This is a genomic window from Arthrobacter sp. AZCC_0090, from assembly GCF_014207375.1.
GTDB lineage: Bacteria > Actinomycetota > Actinomycetes > Actinomycetales > Micrococcaceae > Arthrobacter.
Map to the genome: position 1 here is coordinate 373,120 of NZ_JACHEE010000003.1, position 24,841 is coordinate 397,960.

The 24,841-nt window shown below is 63.2% G+C and carries 25 protein-coding genes; 19 read left to right on the forward strand and 6 right to left on the reverse strand.

Features of this window, described 5'->3' with window-relative positions; translation table 11 throughout:
* Positions 1 to 34: 34 nt before the first annotated feature.
* The 6 genes from leuC to HNP00_RS07045 all read left to right on the forward strand — a co-directional run bounded on the left by leuC (position 35) and on the right by HNP00_RS07045 (position 6,617).
* Positions 35 to 1,489: a 3-isopropylmalate dehydratase large subunit gene (gene leuC, locus HNP00_RS07020; RefSeq protein ID WP_184737314.1), complete on the forward strand. Its 1,455-nt coding sequence runs from the start codon at positions 35 to 37 to the stop codon at positions 1,487 to 1,489.
* A 10-nt stretch (positions 1,490 to 1,499) separates the two neighbouring features.
* Entirely contained in the window at positions 1,500 to 2,102 is a 603-nt protein-coding gene (gene leuD, locus HNP00_RS07025; protein WP_184737317.1) for a 3-isopropylmalate dehydratase small subunit, read from the forward strand.
* A 168-nt stretch (positions 2,103 to 2,270) separates the two neighbouring features.
* Positions 2,271 to 3,596 carry a UDP-N-acetylglucosamine 1-carboxyvinyltransferase gene (gene murA, locus HNP00_RS07030; RefSeq protein ID WP_184737319.1) on the forward strand — a complete coding sequence of 442 codons (1,326 nt, stop codon included), beginning with the start codon at positions 2,271 to 2,273 and terminating at the stop codon, positions 3,594 to 3,596.
* 11 nt (positions 3,597 to 3,607) lie between these two features.
* Complete coding sequence (locus HNP00_RS07035; protein ID WP_184737321.1) at positions 3,608 to 4,384, forward strand: 1-acyl-sn-glycerol-3-phosphate acyltransferase; 777 nt, start codon at positions 3,608 to 3,610, stop codon at positions 4,382 to 4,384.
* 17 nt (positions 4,385 to 4,401) lie between these two features.
* Positions 4,402 to 5,433: an NAD(P)H-dependent glycerol-3-phosphate dehydrogenase gene (locus HNP00_RS07040; RefSeq protein WP_184737496.1), complete on the forward strand. Its 1,032-nt coding sequence runs from the start codon at positions 4,402 to 4,404 to the stop codon at positions 5,431 to 5,433.
* Between the two features lie 17 nt (positions 5,434 to 5,450).
* Positions 5,451 to 6,617 (forward strand): D-alanine--D-alanine ligase family protein, encoded by a 1,167-nt coding sequence (locus tag HNP00_RS07045; RefSeq protein ID WP_260404829.1) that lies wholly within the window; start codon positions 5,451 to 5,453, stop codon positions 6,615 to 6,617.
* 38 nt (positions 6,618 to 6,655) lie between these two features.
* Here HNP00_RS07045 and HNP00_RS07050 read toward each other — a convergent pair whose 3' ends face one another.
* A complete protein-coding gene (locus HNP00_RS07050) occupies positions 6,656 to 7,171 on the reverse strand; it encodes a DUF3515 family protein (RefSeq protein ID WP_184737325.1) in 516 nt (171 codons plus the stop codon).
* Between the two features lie 174 nt (positions 7,172 to 7,345).
* On the opposite strand from HNP00_RS07050, the gene thiL reads away from it, so the two are divergent.
* From thiL to rsmD, 4 genes are read left to right on the forward strand one after another with little or no spacing between them, the layout of a single operon-like run.
* Positions 7,346 to 8,359: a thiamine-phosphate kinase gene (gene thiL / locus HNP00_RS07055; protein WP_184737327.1), complete on the forward strand. Its 1,014-nt coding sequence runs from the start codon at positions 7,346 to 7,348 to the stop codon at positions 8,357 to 8,359.
* A gap of 22 nt (positions 8,360 to 8,381) precedes the next feature.
* Positions 8,382 to 9,542, forward strand: a complete 1,161-nt coding sequence (locus tag HNP00_RS07060) for a DAK2 domain-containing protein (protein ID WP_260404830.1) — start codon at positions 8,382 to 8,384, stop codon at positions 9,540 to 9,542.
* Positions 9,532 to 11,811 (forward strand): ATP-dependent DNA helicase RecG, encoded by a 2,280-nt coding sequence (locus HNP00_RS07070; RefSeq protein ID WP_184737329.1) that lies wholly within the window; start codon positions 9,532 to 9,534, stop codon positions 11,809 to 11,811. The genes HNP00_RS07060 and HNP00_RS07070 overlap by 11 nt, the downstream gene beginning before the upstream one ends.
* 51 nt (positions 11,812 to 11,862) lie before the next feature.
* Positions 11,863 to 12,429, forward strand: coding sequence for a 16S rRNA (guanine(966)-N(2))-methyltransferase RsmD (rsmD, locus tag HNP00_RS07075; protein ID WP_184737331.1), 567 nt, complete (start codon positions 11,863 to 11,865; stop codon positions 12,427 to 12,429).
* A gap of 43 nt (positions 12,430 to 12,472) precedes the next feature.
* Here rsmD and HNP00_RS07080 read toward each other — a convergent pair whose 3' ends face one another.
* Both HNP00_RS07080 and HNP00_RS07085 read right to left on the reverse strand, forming a co-directional pair.
* Positions 12,473 to 13,261 carry a spermidine synthase gene (locus tag HNP00_RS07080; protein ID WP_184737332.1) on the reverse strand — a complete coding sequence of 263 codons (789 nt, stop codon included), beginning with the start codon at positions 13,259 to 13,261 and terminating at the stop codon, positions 12,473 to 12,475.
* A 2-nt stretch (positions 13,262 to 13,263) separates the two neighbouring features.
* Complete coding sequence (locus HNP00_RS07085; protein ID WP_311770518.1) at positions 13,264 to 14,520, reverse strand: aminotransferase class I/II-fold pyridoxal phosphate-dependent enzyme; 1,257 nt, start codon at positions 14,518 to 14,520, stop codon at positions 13,264 to 13,266.
* A gap of 104 nt (positions 14,521 to 14,624) precedes the next feature.
* Here HNP00_RS07085 and coaD point away from each other — a divergent pair, with 104 nt between their 5' ends.
* The 5 genes from coaD to mutM all read left to right on the forward strand — a co-directional run bounded on the left by coaD (position 14,625) and on the right by mutM (position 17,736).
* Positions 14,625 to 15,110, forward strand: coding sequence for a pantetheine-phosphate adenylyltransferase (gene coaD, locus HNP00_RS07090; protein ID WP_184737334.1), 486 nt, complete (start codon positions 14,625 to 14,627; stop codon positions 15,108 to 15,110).
* Positions 15,111 to 15,257: 147 nt separating this feature from the next.
* Positions 15,258 to 15,785, forward strand: a complete 528-nt coding sequence (locus tag HNP00_RS07095; protein ID WP_184737335.1) for a DUF177 domain-containing protein — start codon at positions 15,258 to 15,260, stop codon at positions 15,783 to 15,785.
* A 32-nt stretch (positions 15,786 to 15,817) separates the two neighbouring features.
* Complete coding sequence (rpmF, locus tag HNP00_RS07100) at positions 15,818 to 16,021, forward strand: 50S ribosomal protein L32 (protein WP_090818901.1); 204 nt, start codon at positions 15,818 to 15,820, stop codon at positions 16,019 to 16,021.
* 24 nt (positions 16,022 to 16,045) lie between these two features.
* Entirely contained in the window at positions 16,046 to 16,795 is a 750-nt protein-coding gene (rnc, locus tag HNP00_RS07105; protein ID WP_184737336.1) for a ribonuclease III, read from the forward strand.
* Positions 16,796 to 16,800: 5 nt separating this feature from the next.
* Positions 16,801 to 17,736 (forward strand): bifunctional DNA-formamidopyrimidine glycosylase/DNA-(apurinic or apyrimidinic site) lyase, encoded by a 936-nt coding sequence (gene mutM / locus HNP00_RS07110; protein WP_184737337.1) that lies wholly within the window; start codon positions 16,801 to 16,803, stop codon positions 17,734 to 17,736.
* 394 nt (positions 17,737 to 18,130) lie between these two features.
* On the opposite strand, the gene HNP00_RS07115 is transcribed toward mutM, so the two are convergent.
* On the reverse strand, positions 18,131 to 18,331 hold the full coding sequence (locus tag HNP00_RS07115) for a hypothetical protein (RefSeq protein ID WP_184737338.1): 201 nt from the start codon (positions 18,329 to 18,331) through the stop codon (positions 18,131 to 18,133).
* Positions 18,332 to 18,914: 583 nt separating this feature from the next.
* A complete protein-coding gene (locus HNP00_RS07120; RefSeq protein ID WP_184737339.1) occupies positions 18,915 to 19,652 on the reverse strand; it encodes a hypothetical protein in 738 nt (245 codons plus the stop codon).
* 325 nt (positions 19,653 to 19,977) lie between these two features.
* Here HNP00_RS07120 and HNP00_RS07125 point away from each other — a divergent pair, with 325 nt between their 5' ends.
* Genes HNP00_RS07125 through HNP00_RS07135 form a run of 3 tightly spaced genes read left to right on the forward strand, consistent with a single transcriptional unit; the run spans position 19,978 to position 23,458 of the window.
* Complete coding sequence (locus HNP00_RS07125; RefSeq protein WP_184737340.1) at positions 19,978 to 20,673, forward strand: hypothetical protein; 696 nt, start codon at positions 19,978 to 19,980, stop codon at positions 20,671 to 20,673.
* A complete protein-coding gene (locus HNP00_RS07130; protein ID WP_184737341.1) occupies positions 20,666 to 21,778 on the forward strand; it encodes an XRE family transcriptional regulator in 1,113 nt (370 codons plus the stop codon). Before HNP00_RS07125 ends, HNP00_RS07130 begins: the two co-directional genes overlap by 8 nt.
* 27 nt (positions 21,779 to 21,805) lie before the next feature.
* Positions 21,806 to 23,458 (forward strand): DUF6119 family protein, encoded by a 1,653-nt coding sequence (locus tag HNP00_RS07135; RefSeq protein WP_184737342.1) that lies wholly within the window; start codon positions 21,806 to 21,808, stop codon positions 23,456 to 23,458.
* A gap of 57 nt (positions 23,459 to 23,515) precedes the next feature.
* Here HNP00_RS07135 and HNP00_RS07140 read toward each other — a convergent pair whose 3' ends face one another.
* Positions 23,516 to 24,133, reverse strand: coding sequence for a phospholipase D-like domain-containing protein (locus HNP00_RS07140; protein WP_184737343.1), 618 nt, complete (start codon positions 24,131 to 24,133; stop codon positions 23,516 to 23,518).
* A gap of 423 nt (positions 24,134 to 24,556) precedes the next feature.
* Here HNP00_RS07140 and HNP00_RS07145 point away from each other — a divergent pair, with 423 nt between their 5' ends.
* The gene (locus tag HNP00_RS07145) at positions 24,557 to 24,760 is read left to right on the forward strand and encodes a hypothetical protein (RefSeq protein WP_184737344.1); all 204 of its coding nucleotides are present in this window, start codon (positions 24,557 to 24,559) and stop codon (positions 24,758 to 24,760) included.
* Positions 24,761 to 24,841: the final 81 nt, after the last annotated feature.

The window sequence follows — 24,841 nt, forward strand, 5'->3', positions numbered from 1 at the left end:
GTAGTCAAGCCAACCGCAGTGAAGGGAGCAGGCCGTGGGAAAGACACTGGCCGAGAAAGTTTGGGATGCGCACGTGGTGCGCAAGGGCGAAGGCGAAGGAGCCAACGCCCAGCCCGATCTTCTGTTCATCGACCTGCACCTCGTGCATGAAGTGACATCGCCGCAGGCCTTTGAGGGCCTGAGGTTGGCTGGCCGCCGTCTGCGCCGGCCAGACCTCACCATCGCCACTGAGGACCACAACACCCCGACGCTGGACATCGACAAGCCGATTGCCGACCTCACCAGCCGCACGCAGATCCAGACCTTGCGTAACAACTGCCAGGAATTCGGGGTCCGCCTCCACTCGCTCGGCGATGCCGAACAGGGCATTGTTCACGTGGTCGGTCCGCAGCTTGGGCTCACCCAGCCCGGCATGACGGTTGTCTGTGGAGATTCCCACACCTCCACGCATGGTGCATTCGGTGCGCTGGCCATGGGCATCGGCACGTCCGAAGTGGAACACGTCATGGCCACCCAGACGCTGTCCCTCAAGCCGTTCAAGACCATGGCCATCAACGTTGAGGGCACCCTGCGCCCGGGCGTGTCGGCAAAGGACATCATCTTGGCGGTCATCGCCAAGATCGGCACCGGTGGCGGCCAGGGCTACGTCCTGGAGTACCGTGGGTCGGCCATTCGTGCGCTCTCCATGGATGCCCGCATGACCATCTGCAACATGTCCATTGAGGCCGGTGCCCGTGCCGGACTCGTGGCTCCGGACCAGACGACGTACGACTACATGCACGGCCGCCCGCACGCCCCCCAGGGCGAAGAGTGGGATGCCGCCGTCGAATACTGGAATACGCTGCACACCGATGACGACGCGACTTTCGACGTCGAGGTGGACCTCGACGCCGATACTTTGGAGCCGTTCGTGACCTGGGGAACCAACCCGGCCCAGGGCATTTCGCTCAACGAAGCGGTGCCCTTCCCCGAGGACTTCGGTGACGAAAACGCCAAGCTGGCCGCCGAACGCGCCCTGCAGTACATGGGCCTTGAAGCCGGTACCCCGATGAAGGACATCCGGGTGGACACCGTGTTTCTTGGTTCCTGCACGAACTCCCGTATCGAGGACCTGCGTGCCGCCGCCGATGTTATCCGCGGCCGCGAAAAAGACCCGAAAGTACGGATGCTGGTGGTTCCCGGCTCGGCACGCGTCCGTCTTGAGGCCGAAGCAGAGGGGCTCGACAAGGTATTCAAGGAATTCGGTGCCGAGTGGCGCTTCGCCGGCTGCTCCATGTGCCTGGGCATGAACCCGGACCAGCTCGAACCAGGGGAGCGCTGCGCATCCACCTCGAACCGCAACTTCGAGGGACGCCAGGGCAAGGGCGGCCGCACGCACTTGGTCTCGCCGGTAGTGGCCGCTGCCACAGCCGTGCGCGGGACGTTGAGCTCGCCGTCGGACCTGGAGCCTGCCTCCGTCTCTGCATCCACCACCACCGACGCCGCCTAGGAGGATCCCCATGGAAAAATTCACTACCCACACTGGCATCGGTGTCCCGCTGCGACAGAGCAATGTCGACACGGACCAGATCATTCCCGCGGTGTACCTGAAGCGGATCACCCGTACCGGCTTCGAGGACGCCTTGTTCGCCGCTTGGCGCAAGGACCCGTCCTTCATCCTGAACCAGGAACCCTTCAACGCGGGATCCGTGCTGGTTGCAGGTCCCGATTTCGGAACCGGTTCATCGCGCGAACACGCAGTCTGGGCGCTCAAGGACTACGGGTTCAAAGCCGTGTTGTCTTCTCGTTTCGCGGACATCTTCCGCGGGAATTCGGGAAAGCAGGGCCTTCTGGCTGCCGAGCTTGCCCAGGACGATATCGAGCTCATCTGGAAAGTGCTTGAAAACGCTCCGGGTACCGAAGTCAAGGTGGACCTTGTGTCCAAAACCGTTGAATGCGGCAACGTCGTGGCGCCCTTCGAGATCGACGACTACACCCGTTGGCGCCTTCTGGAGGGCCTGGACGACATCGGACTGACGCTCCGGCACGAGGAAGACATCACGGCCTACGAGGCTACCAGGCCCTCTTTCAAGCCGAAAACGCTGCCGGCGCGAATCCAGTAGGGCGCGGTACCAGTAGTTCACCGGAAAAGGACCGGCTCCATGCCGGTCCTTTTCCGTCTGCGGAAGTTCTCTGGGCGTGCTCCATTTCGAATCGGTAACGTCAGCTTTTATGCTTAGCTGGAGTCTTCGTAAGTATGGGGGCATCAACTCGTGAGGAAACCGGTATAGATGAGTAGTGTCCTGACAATCCGCGGCGGCGTCCCTTTGACCGGTCGCGTCACCGTCAGAGGTGCCAAGAACCTTGTTCCCAAGGCCATGGTGGCTTCGCTCCTCGGCAACGAACCCTCGGTGCTGCGGAACGTCCCGGAAATCAAGGACGTGGAGGTGGTCACCAGCCTCCTGCAGCTCCATGGCGTGACTGTTCAGAAAGACCCCGTCACCGGCGATCTCACGCTGGATCCCCAGAACGCCAAGACAGCGTCCAGTACCGCGATCGACGCCCACGCGGGAGACTCCCGCATCCCCATCCTGCTGTGCGGCCCGCTGATCCATGCCATTGGCGAAGCGTTCATTCCGGACCTCGGCGGGTGCAAGATCGGTGACAGGCCCATCGATTACCACCTCAACGTACTCCGTCAGTTTGGCGCCGTCGTCGAAAAGCGCCCGGGCGGCATCCATATTTCCGCCCCCAAGGGACTCCACGGTGCCAAGATCTCCCTCCCTTACCCTTCGGTGGGAGCCACGGAACAGGTCCTGCTGAGCGCCACAGGCGCCGAGGGCATCACTGAACTCAGTGGTGCCGCCACCGAACCCGAGATCATCGACCTCATCGCCGTCCTGCAAAAGATGGGCGCTATCATCAGCGTCCAGACGGATCGCACCATCAGGATCGAAGGCGTCAAGGACCTTGGTGGCTACGACCACCGTGCCCTGGCGGACCGCAACGAATCGGCGTCGTGGGCTTCCGCTGCATTGGTGACCCGTGGAGATATCTTCGTTGAGGGTGCTTCGCAGCGGGACATGATGACTTTCCTGAACACCTACCGCAAGGTGGGTGGCGGTATGGATATCCGCGAGGACGGGATCCGCTTCTACCACCCTGGCGGCAAGCTCAGCCCGCTCGTCCTTGAAACAGATGTACACCCGGGATTCATGACTGACTGGCAGCAGCCCCTGGTGGTCGCCCTGACCCAGGCTGAAGGCGTGTCGATCGTGCATGAAACCGTGTACGAAAACCGCTTCGGCTTTACCGACGCGCTGACCCGCATGGGTGCCACCATCCAAGTCCACCGTGAATGCCTCGGCAGTGTGCCGTGCCGATTTGGCCAGCGCAATTTCCTGCATTCCGCCGTCGTCTCAGGACCCACCCCGCTCAGAGGCACTGACATCGATATCCCCGATCTGCGCGGCGGATTCAGCCACCTTATTGCGGCGCTCGCCGCGACCGGTACCTCGAGGGTGACCGGGATCGACATCATCAACCGCGGCTATGAGCGCTTTACTGAAAAGCTCGCTGGCCTGGGCGCTGATTTCGACCTCACCGACTCCAAGTAACGGGGGACACCTTGAAGGAATCGGCCCAGAGCCGTGCCATGTTCGCTGTTCTCGCGGGAATTGCGCGGCCGCTCATCAACATCCTCATGGCAAAGAAGTGGGAGGGGACCGAAAAGCTCCCCGCAGGTGGCTTCATTGCGGCCCCGAACCACTGCACCGAGATCGACCCCATTGTGGTGGGGCACATGCTTTACAACATGAAGCGTCCGCCGCATTTCCTTGCGAAGGCGGGGCTCTTCAAGGCCCCCGTTCTGGGTGGCCTGTTGCGCGCCACAAACCAGATTCCGGTGGAACGCTCGACGACGGGAGCGAACCGCTCGCTGCAAGCCGCCCAGGAAGTGGTGGATGCCGGCGGCGCCATCATTATCTACCCAGAGGGCACCTTGACGCGCGACCCGGACTTGTGGCCGATGAAGGGCCACACGGGAGCTGCGCGCCTGGCAATCCAGACCGGTGCCCCCGTGGTGCCCATTGCCCATTGGGGTGCCCATGAGGTGTTCCCCCGGTACGCTAAGCGCCTGCATGTCTTCCCGCGGAAGACCTCCCGCATCCTGGTAGGCGAACCGGTGGATCTCAGTGCTTTCCAAGGCCGACCCCTGGACCGGGCAACGTTGGTTGAGGCTACGGACATCATCATGGATGCCATCACTGGGCTCCTTGCTACGTTGCGCGGGGAAGAACCGCCCGGGGAACGGTGGGATCCTGCTGCTCACAATCAGTCGAAGCACGGCCGCTTCCAAGCAACGGAAGAAACTACGCGCAACAACGGCACGGACGGACAGAAGTGACCGCTGGCGAAGTACTTATGGCCGACACCGCGGTAGTCGCCGTGCTTGGCGCAGGATCCTGGGGCACCACGTTCGCAAAGGTCCTGGCGGATGCGGCAACCGCCAGTGGCGCGAAGCGAAGCATCCGCATTTGGGGCCGGCGGGACGAAGTGGTTACCCAGATCAACACGGAGCACCGCAATACGCAGTACTTGAAGGACATTGCGCTGCCCGATTGCATCACCGCCTCAGCGGACGTATCAGAGGTCCTTGCCGGTGCCGGAATCGTGATCCTTGCCGTGCCGGCGCAATCACTTCGGCTTCAACTTCGCAAATGGAAGCCACTCGTGGCTCCGGGAGCCGTTGTTGTCTCGCTCATGAAGGGCCTCGAGCTCGGTACCGACTCGCGGATGAGTGAGGTCATTTCCGAGGAACTCGACATTCCGCAAGAGCGGATCGCCGTGGTTTCCGGGCCTAATTTGGCCATGGAAATTGCACGACGGGAACCGACGGCTTCAGTCGTGGCATGCAGCGACGAAGCCACTGCTGCATCGTTCGCGCTCTACTGCACCGCGCCGTACTTCCGCCCCTATACGAGCAACGACGTCGTCGGCGTCGAAATCGGCGGGATTGTGAAAAACGTCATCGCCCTCGCCGTCGGCATCTGCGAAGGCAAGCAAATGGGCGACAATACGAAGGCCTCGGTGATCACGCGCGGCCTTGCGGAGACGTCGCGGCTTGCCCTTGCTTTGGGTGGCGAGGCGCATACCATGGCCGGTCTTGCTGGACTGGGAGACCTGGTGGCGACCTGCTCCTCGCCCCTTTCCCGGAACCACACGGCGGGCCGTTTGCTCGGAGAGGGCCTGACCCTTGAACAGGTTACCGAGCAGATGACGCAGACGGCGGAGGGCATCAAATCCGGGTACGCTGTCTACGAACTAGCCGGAAAGCTCGGTGTCGACATGCCGATCACCGCGGCCGTGGTGGCCGTCCTTGAAGGCAAACTATCCGTTGATGAACTTGGGCCCAGACTCCTGGCCCGCTCCCTGAAGTCCGAAGGCGATTACTGACTGTGACCGAAGAATCCTTGTCTGCCGGAGCTGCTGAGCCCTCTGGAACCGCTGCTTACGCAAAACCCTCCGAACGCCGTCGGCCGCGCGTCGCAGTACTCTTCGGCGGCCGCTCGAGCGAGCACGCGGTCAGTTGCGTGACGGCCGCCGGGGTCATGGGCGCTATCGACAAGAGCAAGTACGATGTCATTCCCATCGGGATCGCCAAGTCCGGCCAATGGGTGCTCCCTTCAGCTGATATCAGCAAGTGGTCCTTGAGTGCTTCGGCGTTGCCTGAGGTGGCACCGTCCGGGAAGACCGTCACGCTTGCCGAGGTGGGCGGGGCCCACCAGCTGATCGTCACTGCCCCGAATGCGGTGCCCGAGGAACTGGGCTCCGTGGATGTCGTTTTCCCACTGCTGCACGGTCCTTGGGGCGAAGACGGCACCATCCAGGGGCTCTTGGAGCTTTCGGACACCCGGTATGTGGGCGCTGGAGTTCTGGCTTCGGCGGTAGGTATGGACAAACACTTCATGAAGGTCGTTTTCGAGGCAGCGGGCCTTACCGTGGGGCCGTATGTCGCCGTCACGGACCGTGAATGGATCAACGACGCCGAAGCCGTCCGTAAGCGCGTGGACCGCCTTGGCTTCCCGGTCTTCGTGAAGCCCGCTCGCGCCGGTTCCTCGATGGGGATTTCCAAAGTCGATTCCATGGACGGGCTGGATGCCGCCATTGAAGAGGCACGTCGGCACGACCTCAAACTGGTGATCGAGGCCGGCATTGTTGGCCGGGAAATCGAGTGCGCCGTCCTTGAAGGACGCGGCACCTCGGCGCCGCGCACTTCCATGCCGGGCGAAATCGCCGTCGCTCCAGGCGAACACGAGTTTTATGACTTTAACGCCAAGTATGTTGAAGACGGCGCCGCTGCCTTGAGCTGCCCGGCTGATATTCCGGACGAGGCCATCGCCCGGGTCCGTGAGCTTGCTGCCGCAGCGTTCGATGCTGTCGGTGCTGAAGGCCTCAGCCGCGTGGACTTTTTCTACACTCCGGACGGCGAACTGATCATTAACGAGATCAACACCATGCCCGGGTTCACGCCCAAGAGCATGTATCCGCAGATGTGGGCGGCTTCCGGTCTGAGCTACGCCGAGTTGATCGACGAACTCATCTACCTGGCACTCAATCGGAAAACCGGCCTGCGCTGAAAACCGGCCTGAGCTGACAAGCGCCAGCGCTAGGCCTGCTATTTGCCGGGGGTGCTTGTCGGCAGGTTTTGCAGCAACTCAGGCTGGCCAACGCATTTGCGTACGGCCTTGATTTTCGCCGCGGCAGGTGCCAGATCCGCGAGGACCGTGGCAGAGCTGATTTTGTTCGGGTCCATGAGGATTTCCGTGGCAGGCTCGCGCCCGTAGGTGGTCAGTGTCCACACCGGGTCGCCTTCCTTGATGACCCAGTCGATATCGTTCACTGTGACGCAGCGGTCCGTAGTGGGGCCGGGCACGTTGACGCCGCAACGCAGTATCAGGACGGAAGGGTCGCCCCATGCGGCGGTCGCTTGGCTGTTGGTCTTCCGCAAGGCGGCGTCGCCGATTGTGTCCGGAAGTGCCACCATCATGGGTGCGCAAGCCGCGTTTGCGGCGTCAGCGGCTGGCTTGACGTCGACGACGGGAGAGCAGGCTGTCAGGGCAAGAACCGAAACCGCCGCGGCCGTCAGGGAGCAAAGGGCACGGACGTACACAGCGGCTTTCGTTTGTTGCATTGATCAAGCCTATCGCGGCGGCGGCAAGCCGAGGATCGGGGAAGCAGCAGCTCGCGGGCGGAAGCAGATCCCGGGAGCAGGGGAGGATGCCACACTCAGCCAACCCTGGCCAGTCAAAGCCCGGCCGCCACGGATCAGCCCGTCGTTGTCAGCGGTTCGCGATAGCGTAGAGCTGTGTCCATAGAACAACAGACTGTCGCTGAGCTCTCCGAAGGGGAGCTCCTCGCGCGGATTTTCCCGCGCCTGCACCACAGCAGCAGTGTGCTGCTCGGACCGGGGGACGACGCCGCCGTCGTCGCCGCTCCGGATGGCCGGACCCTCATTTCCATTGACACCCAGACCCAGGACCAGGACTTCCGCCTGCAATGGAACAACGGATACCGCACCACAGGGTATGACGTCGGGTGGAAGTCGGCGGCACAAAATCTCAGCGACATCAATGCGATGGGTGGCACCGCCGTGTCCCTCGTGGTGAGCCTGACCATGCCGCCCGGCACTCCGGTGGAGTGGGTTGAGGACTTCGCGGATGGCTTGACGGCCGGCATCGTCGGTCTGGGGGCTGCCGACTGTTCGGTTGCGGGGGGAGATCTGGGCCGTGGCAGTGAAATCGCCGTGACCGTCGCTGTCATCGGGACAATGCGCGGCCTTCCCGCTGTGCTGCGCTCCGGAGCCCGACCCGGCGATGTCCTGGCCCTTGCAGGAACCGTTGGGCGCGCTGCCGCCGGTTTGGCTCTTCTGGAAAGCACTATTCCCGTCGGAAACCTGAACCCTGCCCAGAAGGCACTCATGGAAAGCCAGTGCCGGCCGCAGCCGCCGCTCGCGGCAGGCCCGCTGGGTGCCAAGGCCGGAGCAACCGCCATGATGGATGTCTCCGATGGGTTGTTGCGCGACGGCGCCCGCCTCGCCGAAGCGAGCGGTGTCGCACTCGATCTCGACCCCATAGCGCTCAAGGCCCTCGCCACTCCCTTGGAAGCTGCGTCAGCTCCCCTTGGCTGCGATCCCATGGACTGGATTCTCGGCGGCGGAGAGGACCATGGCCTGTTGGCGACTTTTCCGGCAAATGTTCAGCTACCTTCCGGCTTCACTGCGATAGGCTCGATCCAGGCCGTTGCCGAAGGGCAGCGCAGCGGCGTCCGGATAGCGGGAATGCCCGCTGACACCGTGGGATGGGATCACTTTGCAGACTAAGATTGCCGCCAATGCGCACGCCATGAAGCGGTGGCTGGGCAAGGCGGAGACTACGCTAGGGAACCACAGCGACCGCCTCAACGCCATCAATATTTTTCCGGTGGCAGATGGTGATACCGGCACCAATCTGTACCTCACTGTCCGCGCCGCTGCCGCGGCATTTCTTGATGGTTCCGGCCGTGACGAACCAACGAACGACGTCGGTGCCGTTCTGGCCAGTGCAGGCCGGGCAGCCATGGAGCAGGCGCGCGGGAACTCCGGAACGCTCTTTGCCGTCTTTCTGTGTGCAGCGGCTGAGCCGCTTGTCGGCCACACCCGACTCAGCGCGCCGCTGCTTGCCTCAGCGCTGAACCGTGCCCAGATCCGGGCGTGGTCGGCCTTGAGCGAGCCTGTGCCGGGTACCATGCTCTCCGTTCTCGAGGCCGCTGCAAAGGCCGCAGATGAATGCGATACGGCACACCATGGCGATGACAGCAACCAGGCTCTGGGCCTGGCCCTCGATGCCGCCGTCCATGCCGCGCTGGATGCGGTGGTGCGCACCGAGGATCAGCTAGCCCCGCTGCACGCTGCCCATGTGGTGGACGCGGGCGGTGTGGGTATGTTGCTGGTCCTCGATTGCCTGCGTTCAGCCGTCCTCGGCGAAGAACTCCAGGATGAGCTCTTGGACGGCCTCCACGGCTATGACCTGCAGGATCCGCACATCCACGCTGGAATGCCCGATGACGACGGCGTCGAAGTCATGTGTACCATCAGCCTTTCACCGCTGGCGGCCGCCACGCTGCGCCAGCGATTGGACGAGCTCGGCGACTCCGTCATCATGAGTCAGGTGGGCAGCGCCAGCCATGAGGGCAGCGCCAGCCATGTGCGCAGCGCCAGCCATGTGCGCAGCGCCAGCCATGAGGGCAGCGCCAGCCATGTGCGCAGCGCCAGCCATGAGGGCAGCGCGGGCCGTCCGGGCGGCCCTGCGGGAAGGGAAGGCTCCAGTGATAGCGACGACGATGATGATGACGATGACGCGGTAGAAACCAGCTACCGCTGGCGCGTGCATGTCCACGTTCCGGATGCGGAACCGGCCGTGGCCCTCATCCGCTCGCTCGGCGACCCCACCGACATCTCCGTCAGCCAGCTGTCGATGCCGCGCGACCCTGGCCTCCCGGCAGGCCAGCACGGGCATGAATCCTGAGCTCCGGCTTCCGCTCGAACGAAGGATCGGCAAACGTTCTGCCTCCGTCATCGAGAAGCACCTCGGCCTGGACACAGTCGGTGAGCTGCTGAACTACTTTCCCCGCCGCTACCTGAGCCGTGGGGAGCTGACGCCCATCAGTAGACTGCCGCTGGATGAAGAGGCCACCCTTATTGCCAGGGTGTTGTCCAACTCCACTCGGCAGATGAGGGCAAGGCGTGGATCATTGACTGACGTGGTGGTCACCGACGAGGCCAGCGGCGAGCAGGTTCCCGGAACCCTGAAGATCAGTTTTTTCAACGGCTTCCGGGCCCGCAGCGAACTCCAGCCGGGGCGCCGCGTGATGTTCTCCGGAAAGGTCAGCCGCTACGGCGGATCCCTGGGCATGACCAATCCGGACTTCATGTTGTTGGACGAAGACCCCGAGTTGGCCGGTTCGGTCGATCCAGAGAAGCTCGCGGCCATGCCCATCCCTGTCTACCCCGCCACGGCGAAGCTCACCAGCTGGTCCATCCACAAGGTCATCACCACGCTTCTGGACACCATCGATGTGGACAGCATCGAAGATCCGCTGCCTTCTGACATCGCGTCCCGGGAAAACTTCCTGGAGGTAGGACAGGCGTATCGGCTGATCCATTCTCCGGAAACGGCAACGGACTGGCAACGTGCACGGGATCGGTTCCGTTACCAGGAAGCTTTGGTGCTGCAAACCGCGTTGGCACGGCGGCGGGCCCAGCTGGCGGCCGAAGAGGCGACCGCGCGACGGCCCCTCCCCGATGGTCTCCTTGCCTCCTTCGACCGGCAGCTGCCGTTCACGCTGACTGCCGGCCAGGCCGCCGTCGGAAAGACCCTCTCCCACGAGCTGGCACAGGACTCACCGATGAACCGCTTGCTCCAGGGCGAAGTTGGTTCCGGAAAGACGATCGTGGCTTTGCGGGCCATGCTGCAAGTGGTGGATGCCGGCGGGCAGGCGGCGCTGCTCGCCCCCACGGAGGTCCTCGCGGCGCAGCACTTCGATTCCATCCGGAGGACCCTGGGTCCGCTGGCCCGCGACGGTCTGTTCGGTGGTGCCGGGATGCTGGGCGGGGCCGGATTGTTGGACAGCGGCCCGGGGAGTGGCCCGGGATCGGTCCAGGTCACGTTGCTGACGGGTTCCATGCCGACGGCCGCCCGCAAGCAGGCCATGCTGGACGCCGCTTCGGGCAATGCCGGCATTGTGATCGGTACCCACGCATTGCTCAGTGACAAGACCTCCTTCCAGGACCTGGGGCTGATCGTCGTGGATGAGCAGCACCGATTCGGAGTGGAGCAGCGGGACGCCCTGCGTGCCAAGGCACACCGGCCGCCCCACCTCCTGGTGATGACCGCCACTCCGATTCCGCGCACCGTGGCCATGACCGTCTTCGGCGACCTCGAAACGTCCGTGCTGGACGAACTCCCCGCAGGCCGGGCACCCATCTCCACCCACGTCGTAGGGCTCGCGGAAAACCCGGGTTGGGCAGCCAGGATCTGGAAACGCTCGCGGGAAGAGATCGACGCCGGCCACCAGGTGTACGTCGTGTGTCCCAAGATCGGAGACGACGACGACGGCGACTTCAGTCCCGGCGAAGCGGAACCGAGCGACGCCGAACTTTCGGACGAAGGCCCCGCGCGCGAGCTCGCCTCAGTGACCGCAGTCGTCGAAACACTCAGCCAGGAGCCCGCCTTGCGCGGAGTCCGCGTTGAGCCTCTTCACGGGCGGCAGGATCCCGCGCTCAAGTCCGAAACCATGGCCTCGTTCACCGCCAACCAGACCCAGTTGCTGGTGTCCACCACGGTCATCGAGGTTGGCGTGGACGTCCATAACGCCACCCTCATGGTGATCCTTGATGCTGACCGCTTCGGCATATCGCAACTCCACCAGTTGCGCGGGCGGGTGGGCCGAGGCGGTCTGCCCGGAACGTGCCTGCTGGTCACCACGCTTGAGCCCGGCCATCCAAGCCGCAGGCGCCTTGACGCCGTTGCTTCCACTACCGACGGTTTCGAGCTTTCCCAGGAAGACCTCAAGCTGCGTCGCGAAGGTGACATCCTGGGTGCCTCGCAATCGGGCGGGCGTTCCACCCTCAAACTGCTGCGGGTCCTGGAGCATGAGGAAGTGATCGCCCGTGCCCGCGCCGATGCCCATCGGCTCGTGGCCGACGATCCAGGGTTGCAAGGCCAACAAGCCCTCGCCGCGGCAATTGACGAGTACCTCAACCCCGAAAAGGAGGCGTTCCTTGAACGCGGCTAAGGAATCCACGCCGGGCACTACCCCTGCGCGCCATGACTCAGAAGGACGACCGTGAGCCGGATCATTGCTGGCGTGGCGGGCGGCAACCCCTTGGTAAGCGTCCCGGGAAACGCCACCAGGCCCACGACGGACCGCGTCAAGGAGGCCTTGTTTTCACGCCTTGAGGCACTCGACGCCATCGACGATGCCCGCGTCCTTGACCTCTATGCCGGCTCGGGTTCGCTCGGGATCGAAAGCGCCAGCCGAGGTGCCCGCACGGCCGAACTCGTCGAGTTTGATGCCCGCGCTTCCGAGGTCTGCCAGCGAAATGCGGACATGGCCAACCAGGTGCTGGGGCGCAGGACCGTCTCCGTCCACCGTTCCAAGGTGGAGTCATTCCTGGAACGGGCTGCCGACGACGCCCTCTGGGACTTGGTCTTCCTGGATCCGCCGTACCCTTTGGACGAGCCTTCCCTCAAGGCCGTCCTCGCCAAGCTTGCCTTCCACCTGGACGAGGGCGCCGTCGTCGTCGTCGAACGTTCCTCACGCTCTCCGGAACCGGACTGGCCGGACACCCTCGAACGGTTTGCCGATAAGAAGTACGGCGAAACGAAGCTCTGGTTCGCCGAACCCGTCTAGCGCGTCCCTGGCCGGAGATGCGGGGCTAGCCCGATAGGCGGCGCTAGCCCGATAGCCGGTCCAGTTCCACTCCGCTCAACACAGCCGCGGGGTGCGGCCCCCGGGCCAGGAGTTCCGCTGTCCATGCGGCCGGCCATGGCCGGCGAGTCCCCACCAGGATGATGTTGCCCGGATATCGCCCGGCGAACATGCCCCTCTCGGCGAAGGCCGCAACATCGGGCATCGCCTCACGCATGGCCGCCACCTGGCTCCGCACTAGGGTCAAGGCTGCTTCATCCCCGACGTTGACAATGAGCACGCCGTCCGGCCGGAGCCGCGCGGCAGCTTCCTCGTAGAACTCTGCGCAGGCAATATGGGCCGGAGCCTCAGGTCCGGAGAAGATGTCCAGGATCACGACGTCGAACGTGAGCTCCGGGGGCAGCTCGGCGAGGGTTTCGCGTGCGTCGCCGATATGCGTTTCCAAGCGGGTACCGTCCGGAAGGGGCAACTTCTGCATCACGAAGTCGAGCAATTCGCGTTCGAGTTCGACGGCGTGCTGTTCCGAACCGGGCCTCGTCGCCTCGATGTAGCGGGCCAGGGTCAGTGCCCCGGCACCGAGGTGAAGGGCCGTGATTGGCTGCCCGCTGGGCGCGGCAAGATCCACCACATGGCCGATCCTGCGCAAATACTCGTAGAAGATCTCCGCGGGCTCCGCGAGATTGACATGGGATTGCTCGGCGCCGCCGATCCGCAAGATGTAGGCGCCGTCGATCAGCGCGTCGGCTTCGATCGCCGCGTGCTGCCCGGTGGTCCGCAGGAATCGGCGTCCCTCATGGCTTTCGCGGACCGACACAGTCAGAGCTTGTCCCGTAGGGTGGCCAGCCTGGCGGCTGCTTCTTCCAGCACAGAGGTCTTCTTGCAGAAGGCGAACCTCAGAAGACTGCGGGTCCTTTCCGCGCCTTCGGGGTGGCAGAACACCGGAACGGGGATGGCGGCCACCCCTACGAGTCCCGGCAGCCGCCGAGCCAAATCCACGGAGTCCTCGATACCCAGCGGCGCGGTGTCCACGTTGATGAAGTATGTTCCCTGCGGCGTGAAGACGCCGAAGCCAGCGGCCCGCAGTCCCTCGGCCAGGATGTCCCGCTTGTGCTGGAGAGTGGAGGCGGTGCCGGAGTAGAACTCGTCCGGCAAGGCCAGGCCTACGGCGATGGCACTTTGGAACGGAGTGCCCGAACTGTAGCTGAGGAATTGTTTGACTGTGCGGATCGCCGCCACAAGATGTTCAGGTCCGCTGAGCCAGCCGACCTTCCAGCCAGTGAAGGAAAACGTCTTGCCGGCCGAGGAAATCGTGACGCTTCGTTCGGCGGCCCCGGGGATGCTTGCAACCGGAAGGTGCTGCACGCCGAAGGTCAGGTGCTCGTAGACTTCGTCGCTGAGGATCACAGCGTCATACTTCCGGGCGAGTTCGACGACGCGTTCCAGTACATTGCGCGGGAACACCGCGCCGGTGGGATTGTGCGGGTTGTTGAGGAGCACAACCTTGGTGCGCTCACTGAATGCCGATTCCATGGCATCCACGTCCGGAAGGAAATCCGGCGCGAGCAGGGGAGCGGTCACATGCTTGGCGCCGGCGAGGCCGATAATGGCACCGTAGGAGTCATAGAACGGCTCGAAGGTCAGGACCTCGTCGCCGGGCTCGATGAACGCGAGCAATGACGCGGCGATGGCCTCGGTGGCCCCCGTGGTCACGATGACCTCTGTCTGCGGGTCCGGAGTCAGTCCGTAGAAGCGCGCCTGGTGTGCGGCGATGGCCTCACGAAGTTCAAGGATGCCTTTGCCCGGCGCGTACTGGTTGGCCCCAGCCGAGATGGCCGCCTGTGCCGCTGCCTTGATTTCCGCGGGACCGTCCTCGTCCGGGAAACCTTGGCCCAGATTGATGGCCCCGGTGGATATTGCCAATGTTGTCATCTCTTCGAAGATGGTCACGCCGAGGCTACCGTCAGCGGAAAGCAGATTGGCCCCGCTTGCGGCCCGTTGCCATGGGGCAGCGCCGGCGGCAGGCTGCCACGGGGCGCCGGAGGTGTTCACGCTGAGGGGGACCTGGCTCGTCACTGTACGTTGCCTTCCTGGATGGCGGCTTCCGGCTCGTCCGGGCCAGCTTGTCAGCCATGCTATCGCCATAGTGCCGACTGCCCCGGATACGGTAGGTTCGAACCATGAGACGCGCAGTGTGCCCTGGCTCCTTTGACCCTATCCACAACGGACACCTGGAAGTCATCGCAAGGGCCGCGGGCTTGTTCGATGAAGTGGTGGTGGCAGTGTCCACCAACTACGCGAAGAAGTACCGCTTCAGCCTCGAAGAACGCATGGAGATGGCCCGGCAGACCTTGGCATCCCTACGGGGCATCATCGTGGAGCCCATGGGGGAGGGACTACTGGCCGAGTACTGCAGGCATCGGGGGATTTCGGCCATCGTGAAGGGCTTGCGCTCGTCCTCGGACTTTGACTACGAACTCCCTATGGCCACCATGAACCGCCAGCTATCCGGCGTCGAGACTGTTTTCCTTCCGGCGGAGGCCCACTACCTGCATTTGTCCTCCACGCTGATCAAAGAGATAGCCGTCCTGGGCGGCGATGTCTCCGACTTCGTGCCCAAGTCCGTGCTCAAGAGGCTCCTGGCTGGCGAGTCGGCGGCAGAGTAGCCCCGCAGCGGGTAAGCTGGATCGGTACCTCGGGGCAGAACGCGCTGCAATTGGCCCGGTTTGAGTCCGTTCATGCGTTCAGGCTAAGATGGTGCGTCGGTCATATGTTCTACAGGAGTTCTCATTAAGCGAGATGTAAGTTCGCCTTTGACGCTGGACGTCAAGGACCTCGGACGTAGTCCAGGAAGCATGCGGACGCTCACTGAACATGTACCCGCGCCAAGTGACCTTGGTGTGGCACTCATTGGCGTTCAGGAAGGCTCGGATATCGAGCTCGATCTGAGGCTTGAGGCCGTACACGAAGGAATTCTGGTATCTGGAACCGTATTCGCTGAAGTCAAGGGCGAATGCGGACGATGCCTGGATCCCCTTGCGTATGACCTTGAGGTCAATGTGCAAGAACTTTTCTTCTATGAAGGCGTCGAGCTTTCGGACGAAGAAGACGATGAAGAGCAACGTCGAGTCGAGCACGATCTAATCGATCTTGAGCCGGTGTTGCGGGACGCAGTTGTAACTATGCTGCCGTTCCAGCCGGTGTGCCGGGAAGACTGCCAGGGCCTCTGCTCCGAATGCGGAGTGCGTCTGGAAGACGAGCCGGGGCACCACCACGAGGTCCTGGATCCTCGCTGGGCTGCCCTAGCTGAACTGGCTAAGTCTGACCGGCAAACTGATTAGTAAGTGTTGACTAAGAGAGAAATGAGATAGCCGTGGCTGTTCCCAAGCGGAAAATGTCTCGCGCAAATACACGCGCCCGCCGTGCCCAGTGGAAGGCAACTGCCCCCAACCTGGTCAAGACCATCGAAAACGGCCAGGTTGTTTACAGCCTGCCGCACCAGGCAAAGGTCGTTACCGACTCTGCCGGCACTGCGCTGTTCCTTGAATACAAGGGCCGCAAGGTCGCAGACGCCTAAATCCGCCACATAGGCTGACAAAGGATGTCTTCAACTGAAGAGCTTCTGAAGCGTCTCGGTGTCTCTATTGACGCCGAGACGCTTCGTCTTGCTCTCACACATCGTTCATACGCGTATGAAAACGGCGGGATTCCCACCAACGAGCGCCTCGAATTCCTTGGCGACTCCATTCTGGGCTTTTCCGTGACCGATTCCCTGTACAGGGACAACCCGGCACTGCCGGAAGGCGAACTCGCCAAGCGCCGCTCCGCCGTCGTCAGCACCCGCGCTCTGGCAGGAATCGGCCGGGATCTCGGCATCGGCGAATTCATCTACCTCGGGCAGGGCGAAAGACTCACCGACGGTAAGAACAAGTCCTCGATTCTGGCCGACACCATGGAGGCCCTGATTGGCGCGACCTATCTGTCCAATGACATCGAGACCGCCCGCCGGCTGGTCATGCGGCTCGTTGGCCCGTTGCTGAAGGATGCCGCGGCCCTCGGGGCCGGTACCGACTGGAAGACCAGCATGCAGGAGCTCGCCGCCAGCCGCCAGCTTGGATCCATCTACTATGCCGTGGAGGGCTCCGGCCCGGATCACGCGCGCACTTTTTCGGCAGAGCTGCAGATCGGCGGCACCGCCTACGGCAAGGGCTCGGGCCACTCCAAGAAGGAAGCTGAGCAGGAGGCCGCCGCCGACGCATGGCGCGCCCTGAACAGCAGGGCGAACCTGAGCGGTAGGGGCGTCACGAACGGCAGCGCCGAAACCCCGGCTGACTCCGCGCACGGCGCCTGAGTCCCATGCCGGAACTCCCCGAAGTCGAAGTGGTCCGCCGCGGTTTGGCACGTTGGGTACGGGGCCGGACCATCACGGCCGTGGACGTCTTGGACCCGCGCTCCATACGCCGCCACGCCTTGGGCACGGAAGACTTCATTGGCAACCTGGAGCACGCCACCGTTATGGACGTCGTCCGCCGGGGCAAGTTCCTTTGGATGCCGCTGCGAGCCAACGAAACCCACAGCGCGGGCGGCACCGGCGACGCCACGCCCGGCGTCGCGCTGATGGCGCACCTCGGGATGAGCGGCCAGTTGCTCATGCAGGATCCCGACGTTCCGGACGAGAAGCACCTCAAAGTCCGGATCAGCCTGAGCAAGTCCGACGCCATGCCCGAGCAATTGCGGTTCGTGGACCAGCGGATCTTCGGCGGACTGTTTGTCACCTCCCTTGTACCAACGCCCGACGGCGGTCCCGGCGGCCAGGGCGAAACGCCCCTTCCGGAAATTGCCGAAGAGGCTTCACACATTGCCCGCGATCCGCTGGATCCGCATTTCTCCTTTGATGACTTCTACCGCAAGGTCAAAGCCCGCAAAACCGGGCTCAAACGTGCGCTTTTGGATCAGGGCGTCATTTCCGGGATAGGCAACATCTATGCCGACGAAGCCCTCTGGCGCGCCAAACTCCACTATGCCAAGCCGACGGACACCCTTCGGCGGGCCGACGCCGTGCGGATTGTGGATGCTGCGAGGGAAGTCATGAGAGATGCCCTGGCGGCTGGCGGGACGAGCTTCGATTCGCTCTACGTCAACGTCAACGGGGATTCCGGATACTTCGCCAGAGACCTTGAAGTTTATGGGCGTGAGGGTATGCCGTGTCGCCGCTGCGGAACCCCGATCAGACGCATGGCCTTCATGAACAGGTCTTCTCATTTTTGCCCAAAATGCCAGCGTTCTCGTTGATATCGATAGGGGTGCCCATAGGCCGGATCTGACTGGATCGACAGTTAGCCGACTCGACTCTCTTAGACACCACTGGAACATCAATGTTGTAACGGCGCGTCGAAGAAAATACTTCGCGGAAAACTTGAAGTGTCCAACCCGCATGATCGTCGCCAGTGCCCGCCCCGGACGCCGTCCGAATGCACTCGACCGATGACATCGGTATGGGGGACCGCGGCCGCTGGCCCTTCCGATTTTCGGCCGCGGTGCGGACATGGTCCTCGTTCTAGAGGTTCATGTGTGCCGCAGCGAGGAAGCCGGGTTTCCGCACGTATAAACTTTCATTAGAACGCCCCGGCGACCATTCGAGCCTCATGGCGCGGACTCCCGGGGCGACAGTCTTTCTCGATGGGTGTCAGCGCAGGTCGCTGAAGGGGTCCAGCACGTTCTGCGCACCGTGCTTCGGGCAGGCGAACATGATCCGCCCCCCGATGTCGTCCATCGCGCCCGGCTCGGGCTCGCAGTCGCTACCGCAGACGGAGCAGGTTCTGTAGTCCTCATCCCGGGGCGCGCGGATCTCAAGGGCTTCGGGTCCGTCAAGGCGCTCGTAGCCCATGGAGTGAGCCTCCGCGAGGTCTTCCCGCCAATGTCCTGGAATTCGCGACGCTGGGGTGGCAGCGAGAGTTAGCGGTCGCCAGACGGGCGTGAGAGCCCGTCGTCGAGAAATGGCTTTCGGTCTTTCGGCTCGGGCCATGACTGCTGGGCGTTCGTGTCGGCACTTCGCAGACCGCATTTGGACGCTTTCCGGGGGAGTGCCCGTGATGTGAGCGGGTGGCCTGCTCGGCGGGGTTCTTCGCGGCCGGACCGTTGGCGAGTGGCGGGGCGGCGACTGAGTACTGGGGTCCTGCATTTACACGGCACCGGCACGATTCGCGCGCATTGTCTTCCCAACATGCGCGCACCCCCGAGAGTATGCCCCTAAGTAATCATGTGATGTGTTCCCTGTAATGACGGGCATTTCTCACCATGCGGAGCAGTGCTCTTCGGGTAGACAGAGCGCTTTCCGAGCTCCTGCCCGGGGCTCGTCATGCACGACGTGCGACCTCAAAGCTGGGATGACGACTCAGCGACATCGCCGTGCTCTTCGCACTCGCAGAGGAGCCACAAGATGGGGTAGTGAAACTACCCGACTGCGATTCCTAATCCTCAGCGTCAGGATCGTCACCCGATGCCAGCTTCTGCCGCAGGTGGTCGATATAGTCCGTACGGAGCACGTGCCGGGCTCGCGGGCGCTTCCCGCCGTTGATGTCCCGGACGTACTGCGCCAGCCGCTCCGGATTCTTGCCGGCCCACCCGTGAGCAAGGGCCCAGCCCTGCATGGCGTCGGCGTCCATCGGGATTCTGGCGTCGCGCAGCGCCAGGAGTACGCCGACGACCTGATCCTTCTCAAAGCCGGCCGATATCGTGTTGTTGTGCTTCACCGTAAGCGTCAGGCTTCTCAGAGCCTCCATGACGATCGGGTCGAGTTCGGCGGAGGGAGTCTTCCAGTCCGAGCCGTCGCCAAGAATGTCCGGTTTCATCGCCGTGACCCACGAGCGGATTCGGTCGGCGTTCCAGGTGATGACGCAGATGGCGCGGATCCCGTGGCCGTAGCGCACCAGCTTCCCGATGTCGTCCATGTCCGGCCAAGCCATCAGCACCGGACCGGTACCTTGTGGCGTCCCGCCACCACGACCGGTGATATGCGACACATTGCTGTGTCGCTGCACGAGGCGCTCCAAGGCGTCGCAGTTGCTGAGGTTCGACTGTAGTGCCGTCCAGACAGAGAGCGTGTCATCCGTCTGCATGTGTTCGACGCACCAGTCGATCGCCGCGCTGACGCCCTCGTCGTCGTAGCTCGCTACGGCCGTTGGGTAGTCGGTGTCTCGGTCAAACATGTGTCCCCCTAATTGTGTCGTCGGGCTTAACGCTAACCAGGAGGTCCGACAAGAACAGCGGTGTCACTCGTAGATGAAGCAGGCAGGACTCGCCGCCAAGAAGGCTCCGTATCTTCAGATGCGCGACTTTGGTCGAGTCGGCGTAACTCGTCTGCCACTGGACTGCAGTGAGGTACTGCCCGACCAACTGCCCCGTATCCCACGGAGACAGGCTCCGACACGCCGCGCGTTTTCCCTGAAGCACTCATGCGCGAATCGCGTGTCATACTGAAGTTTCGAACTGGCCGCGCCCGCGGCACCCGATGTCTGTTCAGGAGGCCCCGCCGTGGTTCCAAACTCTACCGCCGATGCACTCGGACTCCATGCCCCCACCGTTCGTGGCCTGCTCATTGAGGCCGTGCGATCCCGGCATGGCCGTTTCGCGGAGGCGCACCAGATTTCGGGGTCCCGGTACGGGATGGGGTTTGGCAGCCAATGGCGGGACCTGCTCGATGACGCACATGAAGCACTGACCGGGCGAGGTTTCCGGTCGTACAAGCTGGATCCGGCCGGCTACAAGCTCCCCGTGGTCAACGACTGCCTCGTGTATCTGTGGAGGGTTCCGGAAACCGTTGACGCAGTTGCCTCGTTCGCGTCGAGTCCGACGAAGAGGAGCGGGTTCAGCGCTCAGCCCCTGGATCCGATGTTGTTCGACCCGGCCTTGTTGGCTGGTCCTGTGCCGGTCGAAGCTGCAGGCGAGGAGACTGAGCTCGAACGTGTCGTGCGGGAGGTCGGCGACACGATGCCGCTGGTGCTTGTCATGATCCAGTCGTCGCCGCATCAGCTGCAGTCGATCGAGTGGGCGATCGCCGAACTCAACCATACAACCGGCGAGGTCGAGCTTCGCGGGCATGAAACCATCTGGGAGCCGGAACTTGCCACCGCGGACGCGGCGTCCTTCGTCGAGTCGTTCGACAGTGGCATTCCGGTCGCGCCTGCCGTGGAGCTGCAGAAGCAGGAGGCGACGCAGCCGGATGCGTGAGGACACCACGAGCCTGTTCGACTTGCCCGGCTTTGGGCAGACGCATGGACGGTTTGAGCCGGCACGCCTGACCCAGGCCCGGGTTCGTGCAGGTGTAACTAAGGCAGATATTGCCGCTGAGGTTGGGGTATCGGCCGCGGCGATCGGACAATACGAGGCTGGGGTCAACTCACCCCGCGCAGATGTACTCGACCGGTTGGCCCGGGCCCTGAACGTTCGTCCCGGTTTCTTTGGCATCGGTCGTCCTCTGGCACGTATCGATACTGTGAACGCCCACTTTCGGAGCTTGAGGTCCGCTCGCGTAGGCGATCGGCAAAGGGCGCTGGTCACGGCGGCGATGGTGTGGGAACTGATGTTTGCCCTTGAGCGCTATGTGAAACTTCCCGAGGCTGATCTTCCTGCGGTGGCAGCAGGGACATCGCCTGCAGATGCTGCCGCCTTGTTGCGCAGGCATTGGGAACTGCCCGGCGGACCCGTCAAGCACCTCGTGGCCACGGCTGAGTCCCATGGCATCCTGGTGACCGTTCGACCACTCGGTGAGATCGATGCGGTGGATGCGTTCTCGGTAGTGATTCTGGATCGCCCCCTCATCATCACGACGCCTCGCAGGAGCGAAAACGTCTTCCGGCACCGCTTTTCGATCGCGCACGAGATCGGGCACCTGCTGCTGCACACCGATTGCGGTGAGCACAGCGCGGCGATCGAGAAAGAGGCCGACGAGTTTGCTGCAGCATTCCTGACCCCCTCGTCCTCGATGGATGCAGCGCTCCCGCAGCGTCTCGACCTGGCAGCCCTGGACCGGCTCGGCAGGACTTGGGGTGTCTCGCCGCACTCGCTGATCCGCCGGATGGTCGAACGTGGCCGCACGACAGAGTCTTCAGCACGCCGGGCCTACCAGCGCCTGGCCGTGCTCGACGATCCCGATGCCGACCCGACCAGCTCCTACGCAGGAGAGGTTCCAACACTACTGAGGAAGGCCGCCGAGTTGGCCGGCGACAACGGGGCCGGAATACCCGCGCTTGCTGACGTCTTGAAGCTCAGCACCTCGCAGGTGCGGGATCTGCTCGGAATGGCAGATCAGCGCCCGGTTCTACGTATCGTCTAAGGCGTCATATTCAACAGGGGAGTGAAGATGGTCGAGAAAAAGCAGTCGGGAAGACGCACTACGATTTACCGCTTGACAGGGATCTCGGACTTCGAGGATGCGATCCGCCGCAAGTACCTCGATCGGGAGGGCTTCGATCACCGGAGCGTCGAGGTGGGGAAGCGACCTGCCTACTTGGTGGCAGGTGCCATGTCCAAGGACACGGCGGATTGGTGCTCGACGGTGACGGCTCTCACCGGAGACACCGTCGAGATTAGCGGCGTCACGCCAGCGGGCGTGCTGTTGGTGAGGCCGAGCGGGGACCAAGTGGCAGAAGGCGGCATCGCCTATGCACTGAGCTACGGGATGGGCTTCCAGCTGCTCGAGCCCAGCAGAATAGACAACCTGTTTGGGCAGCGCATCGCGATCCGGGCAGCGGATCCGGGTAAGCTGCGCTCCCTCACAGTCACCACGATGGACGAGCGCTCGCGGACGTCGCGCGCGACCATCCCGCAGGGCGATGGCCTGTTGGGCTTCGGCGTCGGTGATGTCGGGGAGGCCGTCAGCCGGATCGTTGCGATCGCGGATTTGCCGAACCTCCCCCGATCTGCTGGCGAACCCCTACAGATCCGGGGATCGGACGCACTCAACGTCCCGCTGGGCCTCACCGCTGAGGAGGTGCTCGCGGATCTGGATGTGCTGGAGGACCTGCTCGCGGCTGACCCCCTCCCGTCCCTCAAGATCCTCGAGCAGCTGGCGGCGGTGAAGAACCCTGAAACGAGAGAGCGGCTAGACGAGCTCCTTTCGAGCGCCTTGGACGGCGTCGGCGGCAACGTCGGACTGGCGTGGCCTCACGAAAGGGTGGACGAGAACGGCACTCCGGACTCGTGGGTCCCTACCGGACTGTGGCCACGCGGGCGGAACGGTGTTCGTCCGGGGCACCCAGAGTGGTCGGAGATACGAGCAGCGCTGGATGAGCTTCCTGCCGGGAGGCGCCTGGCCCGTCTGGACTCCGCGTCCATACAGCTGTGCCGTGACGCGGAAGGGGAACAGCCGATCAGCCAGGCAATCCCTCTCAGGCGGTGGGTCGCGTTCGAGGGCGACCTCGACGGCCGGACCTACGCGCTCTACGACGGCTCCTGGTATCAGATCCACCACGACTACGTCGAGAACATCAACCGGATGACCAAAGAGCTCTTCGATCGCCCGGTAGACGATCTGGATTTCCCGGAATGGCACGTTGCCGATGACGAGGAAGCGTACAACAAGGCTCTGGCCGCCGCGCTGGGAGGGGTCTGCCTCGATCGGAAGCTGATCACCACTGACCTCCACCGCCGAGGGATCGAAGCGTGCGACGTATATCTTCCGGACGCGACGCTGATCCATGTGAAGAAGACCGAGAAGTCTGCTGCCGCGAGTCATCTCCTGGCGCAGGCGCTCGTGTCCGCGGACGCTCTGTGCAACGATGCTCAGGCGAGGGAGAAGCTGCGAAGCAGAATCAAGGCGCTTGGCGGTAACGCTGATGGGCTGGCGTCGAAGCCCTTGAGGGTCGTGCTAGCCATGCATCGGGGTGAGGGGAAACCGGTGACTGCGGAAACCCTTTTCACTTTCATAAAGGTTAACTTGGTCAGGCAGGCGGCGTCGCTCGAGGAGCGAAGTGTTTCGGTGCGTGTGGTGTCGATCGAAGGAGCCAGCGCCTGAACCATGGCTTAGGAGGTCCCGCCGTGCAAGGCTCTGCAGGATATCGTGGGTTACCTGCTACGTGCCCAGACGCCACTCAGGTTCGACCCACCTTGAAGTCCAGTCAAGGGGCTCGCTCAAAGAAGCGACGCGGCTGAACTCCTCGAAGTACGAATGGGCGATGGCTGCGTCGTGGATCACCACGGCATTCTCGAACGAGAAGCCGGCGTTCCTGGTGAAGTTGAAGGAACCCGTCCAGACGCTCTCGGCCTCGAGAGCGATGGAGTCAGCCATCTCCAAGCCCTGCACGACGTCGCCCGGAACTACCGTCGGGCGGAGACGGACCAAGAATTTGTGGTGCATGCGCGGGCTGGCCGCCTTCCGCTCCGAGTTGTGGTTGCCGACGCAACGAACGCCATCGATCCCGCTCAGCCTCAACGTCGACATGCTCCTGAGGGGTTCCGGGAACCACCAGCGCATCCACGGGTTGTCAATGTTGTCATACCGCTGGTGCAACCGGTCTTTCCAGTCGTCACCCTTGGTGCCCAGGTCGGGCCGGAGAAAGTCTTCCTTCTGGACGACCAGGGCCCCGTCGATCTTGGCGAGCTCGTCCAGGACCTCCAGATCGGTTAGCCATGCAACACATCCGACCACGGCTTCGGAGCCGCGGATGAAATCGACAAGAGGTTCTTTCACGTCTCCGAAGTGGGAATTCACGCGCGGACCAGACGAGGAGGCTCCTCGGGTGCGCTGGTCCCACTCGAAGTCGCTCGGCTCGTCAATATCTGGCCGTAGATCATGCAGAGACCGCTGGCCTGGATTTTCTGGTGATGGTTGACTGAACAATCGCCCTCCTCGTTGTTCGGCGGTCAGCCATCTATCGTCTGCTGTCCGGGCCGAGGCCATTAGTGCTAAACGCATTCTCACATGTCCGACGATCGCCGGGAATCAATGCGGCTCATCGGATTTGAGGGTGTAGCTCCTGTCGGCCTTTGGGCGGAGGCCGGGAGGGCCTTGAGGAGTCTTGGTCGCGAAGCTCCGGCCGTCGGCGCGTATGGTGGGGCGATGGGCTCGATCGGTCATGACCGTCGAAAGTAGCTCGGTGTTGGCCGTTTCGGTTTGGGTGTCGCCGTCGTCTTGGGTGCCATCTCGGGCCTCTACGGATCGACTTTCGGCTCCTTCAGGGCGATCTTCGTCGGCGTGATCGTGGCCGCCGTCGGCGAGTTCGCGGGTTTGACGTTACGCGGCACAACGCGTGCGGTGCTCGCTTTCGGCATCACCGTGGTCATCGGGGCCTTCGGCTACATCCTTCTGGGAATCTAACTATGTATGTGAGAAAGCATGCGGGCGGTGGCCGATTTTCCGTCAAACATGTGCGCGGTGTTCATCGCACAGACCTCGCCA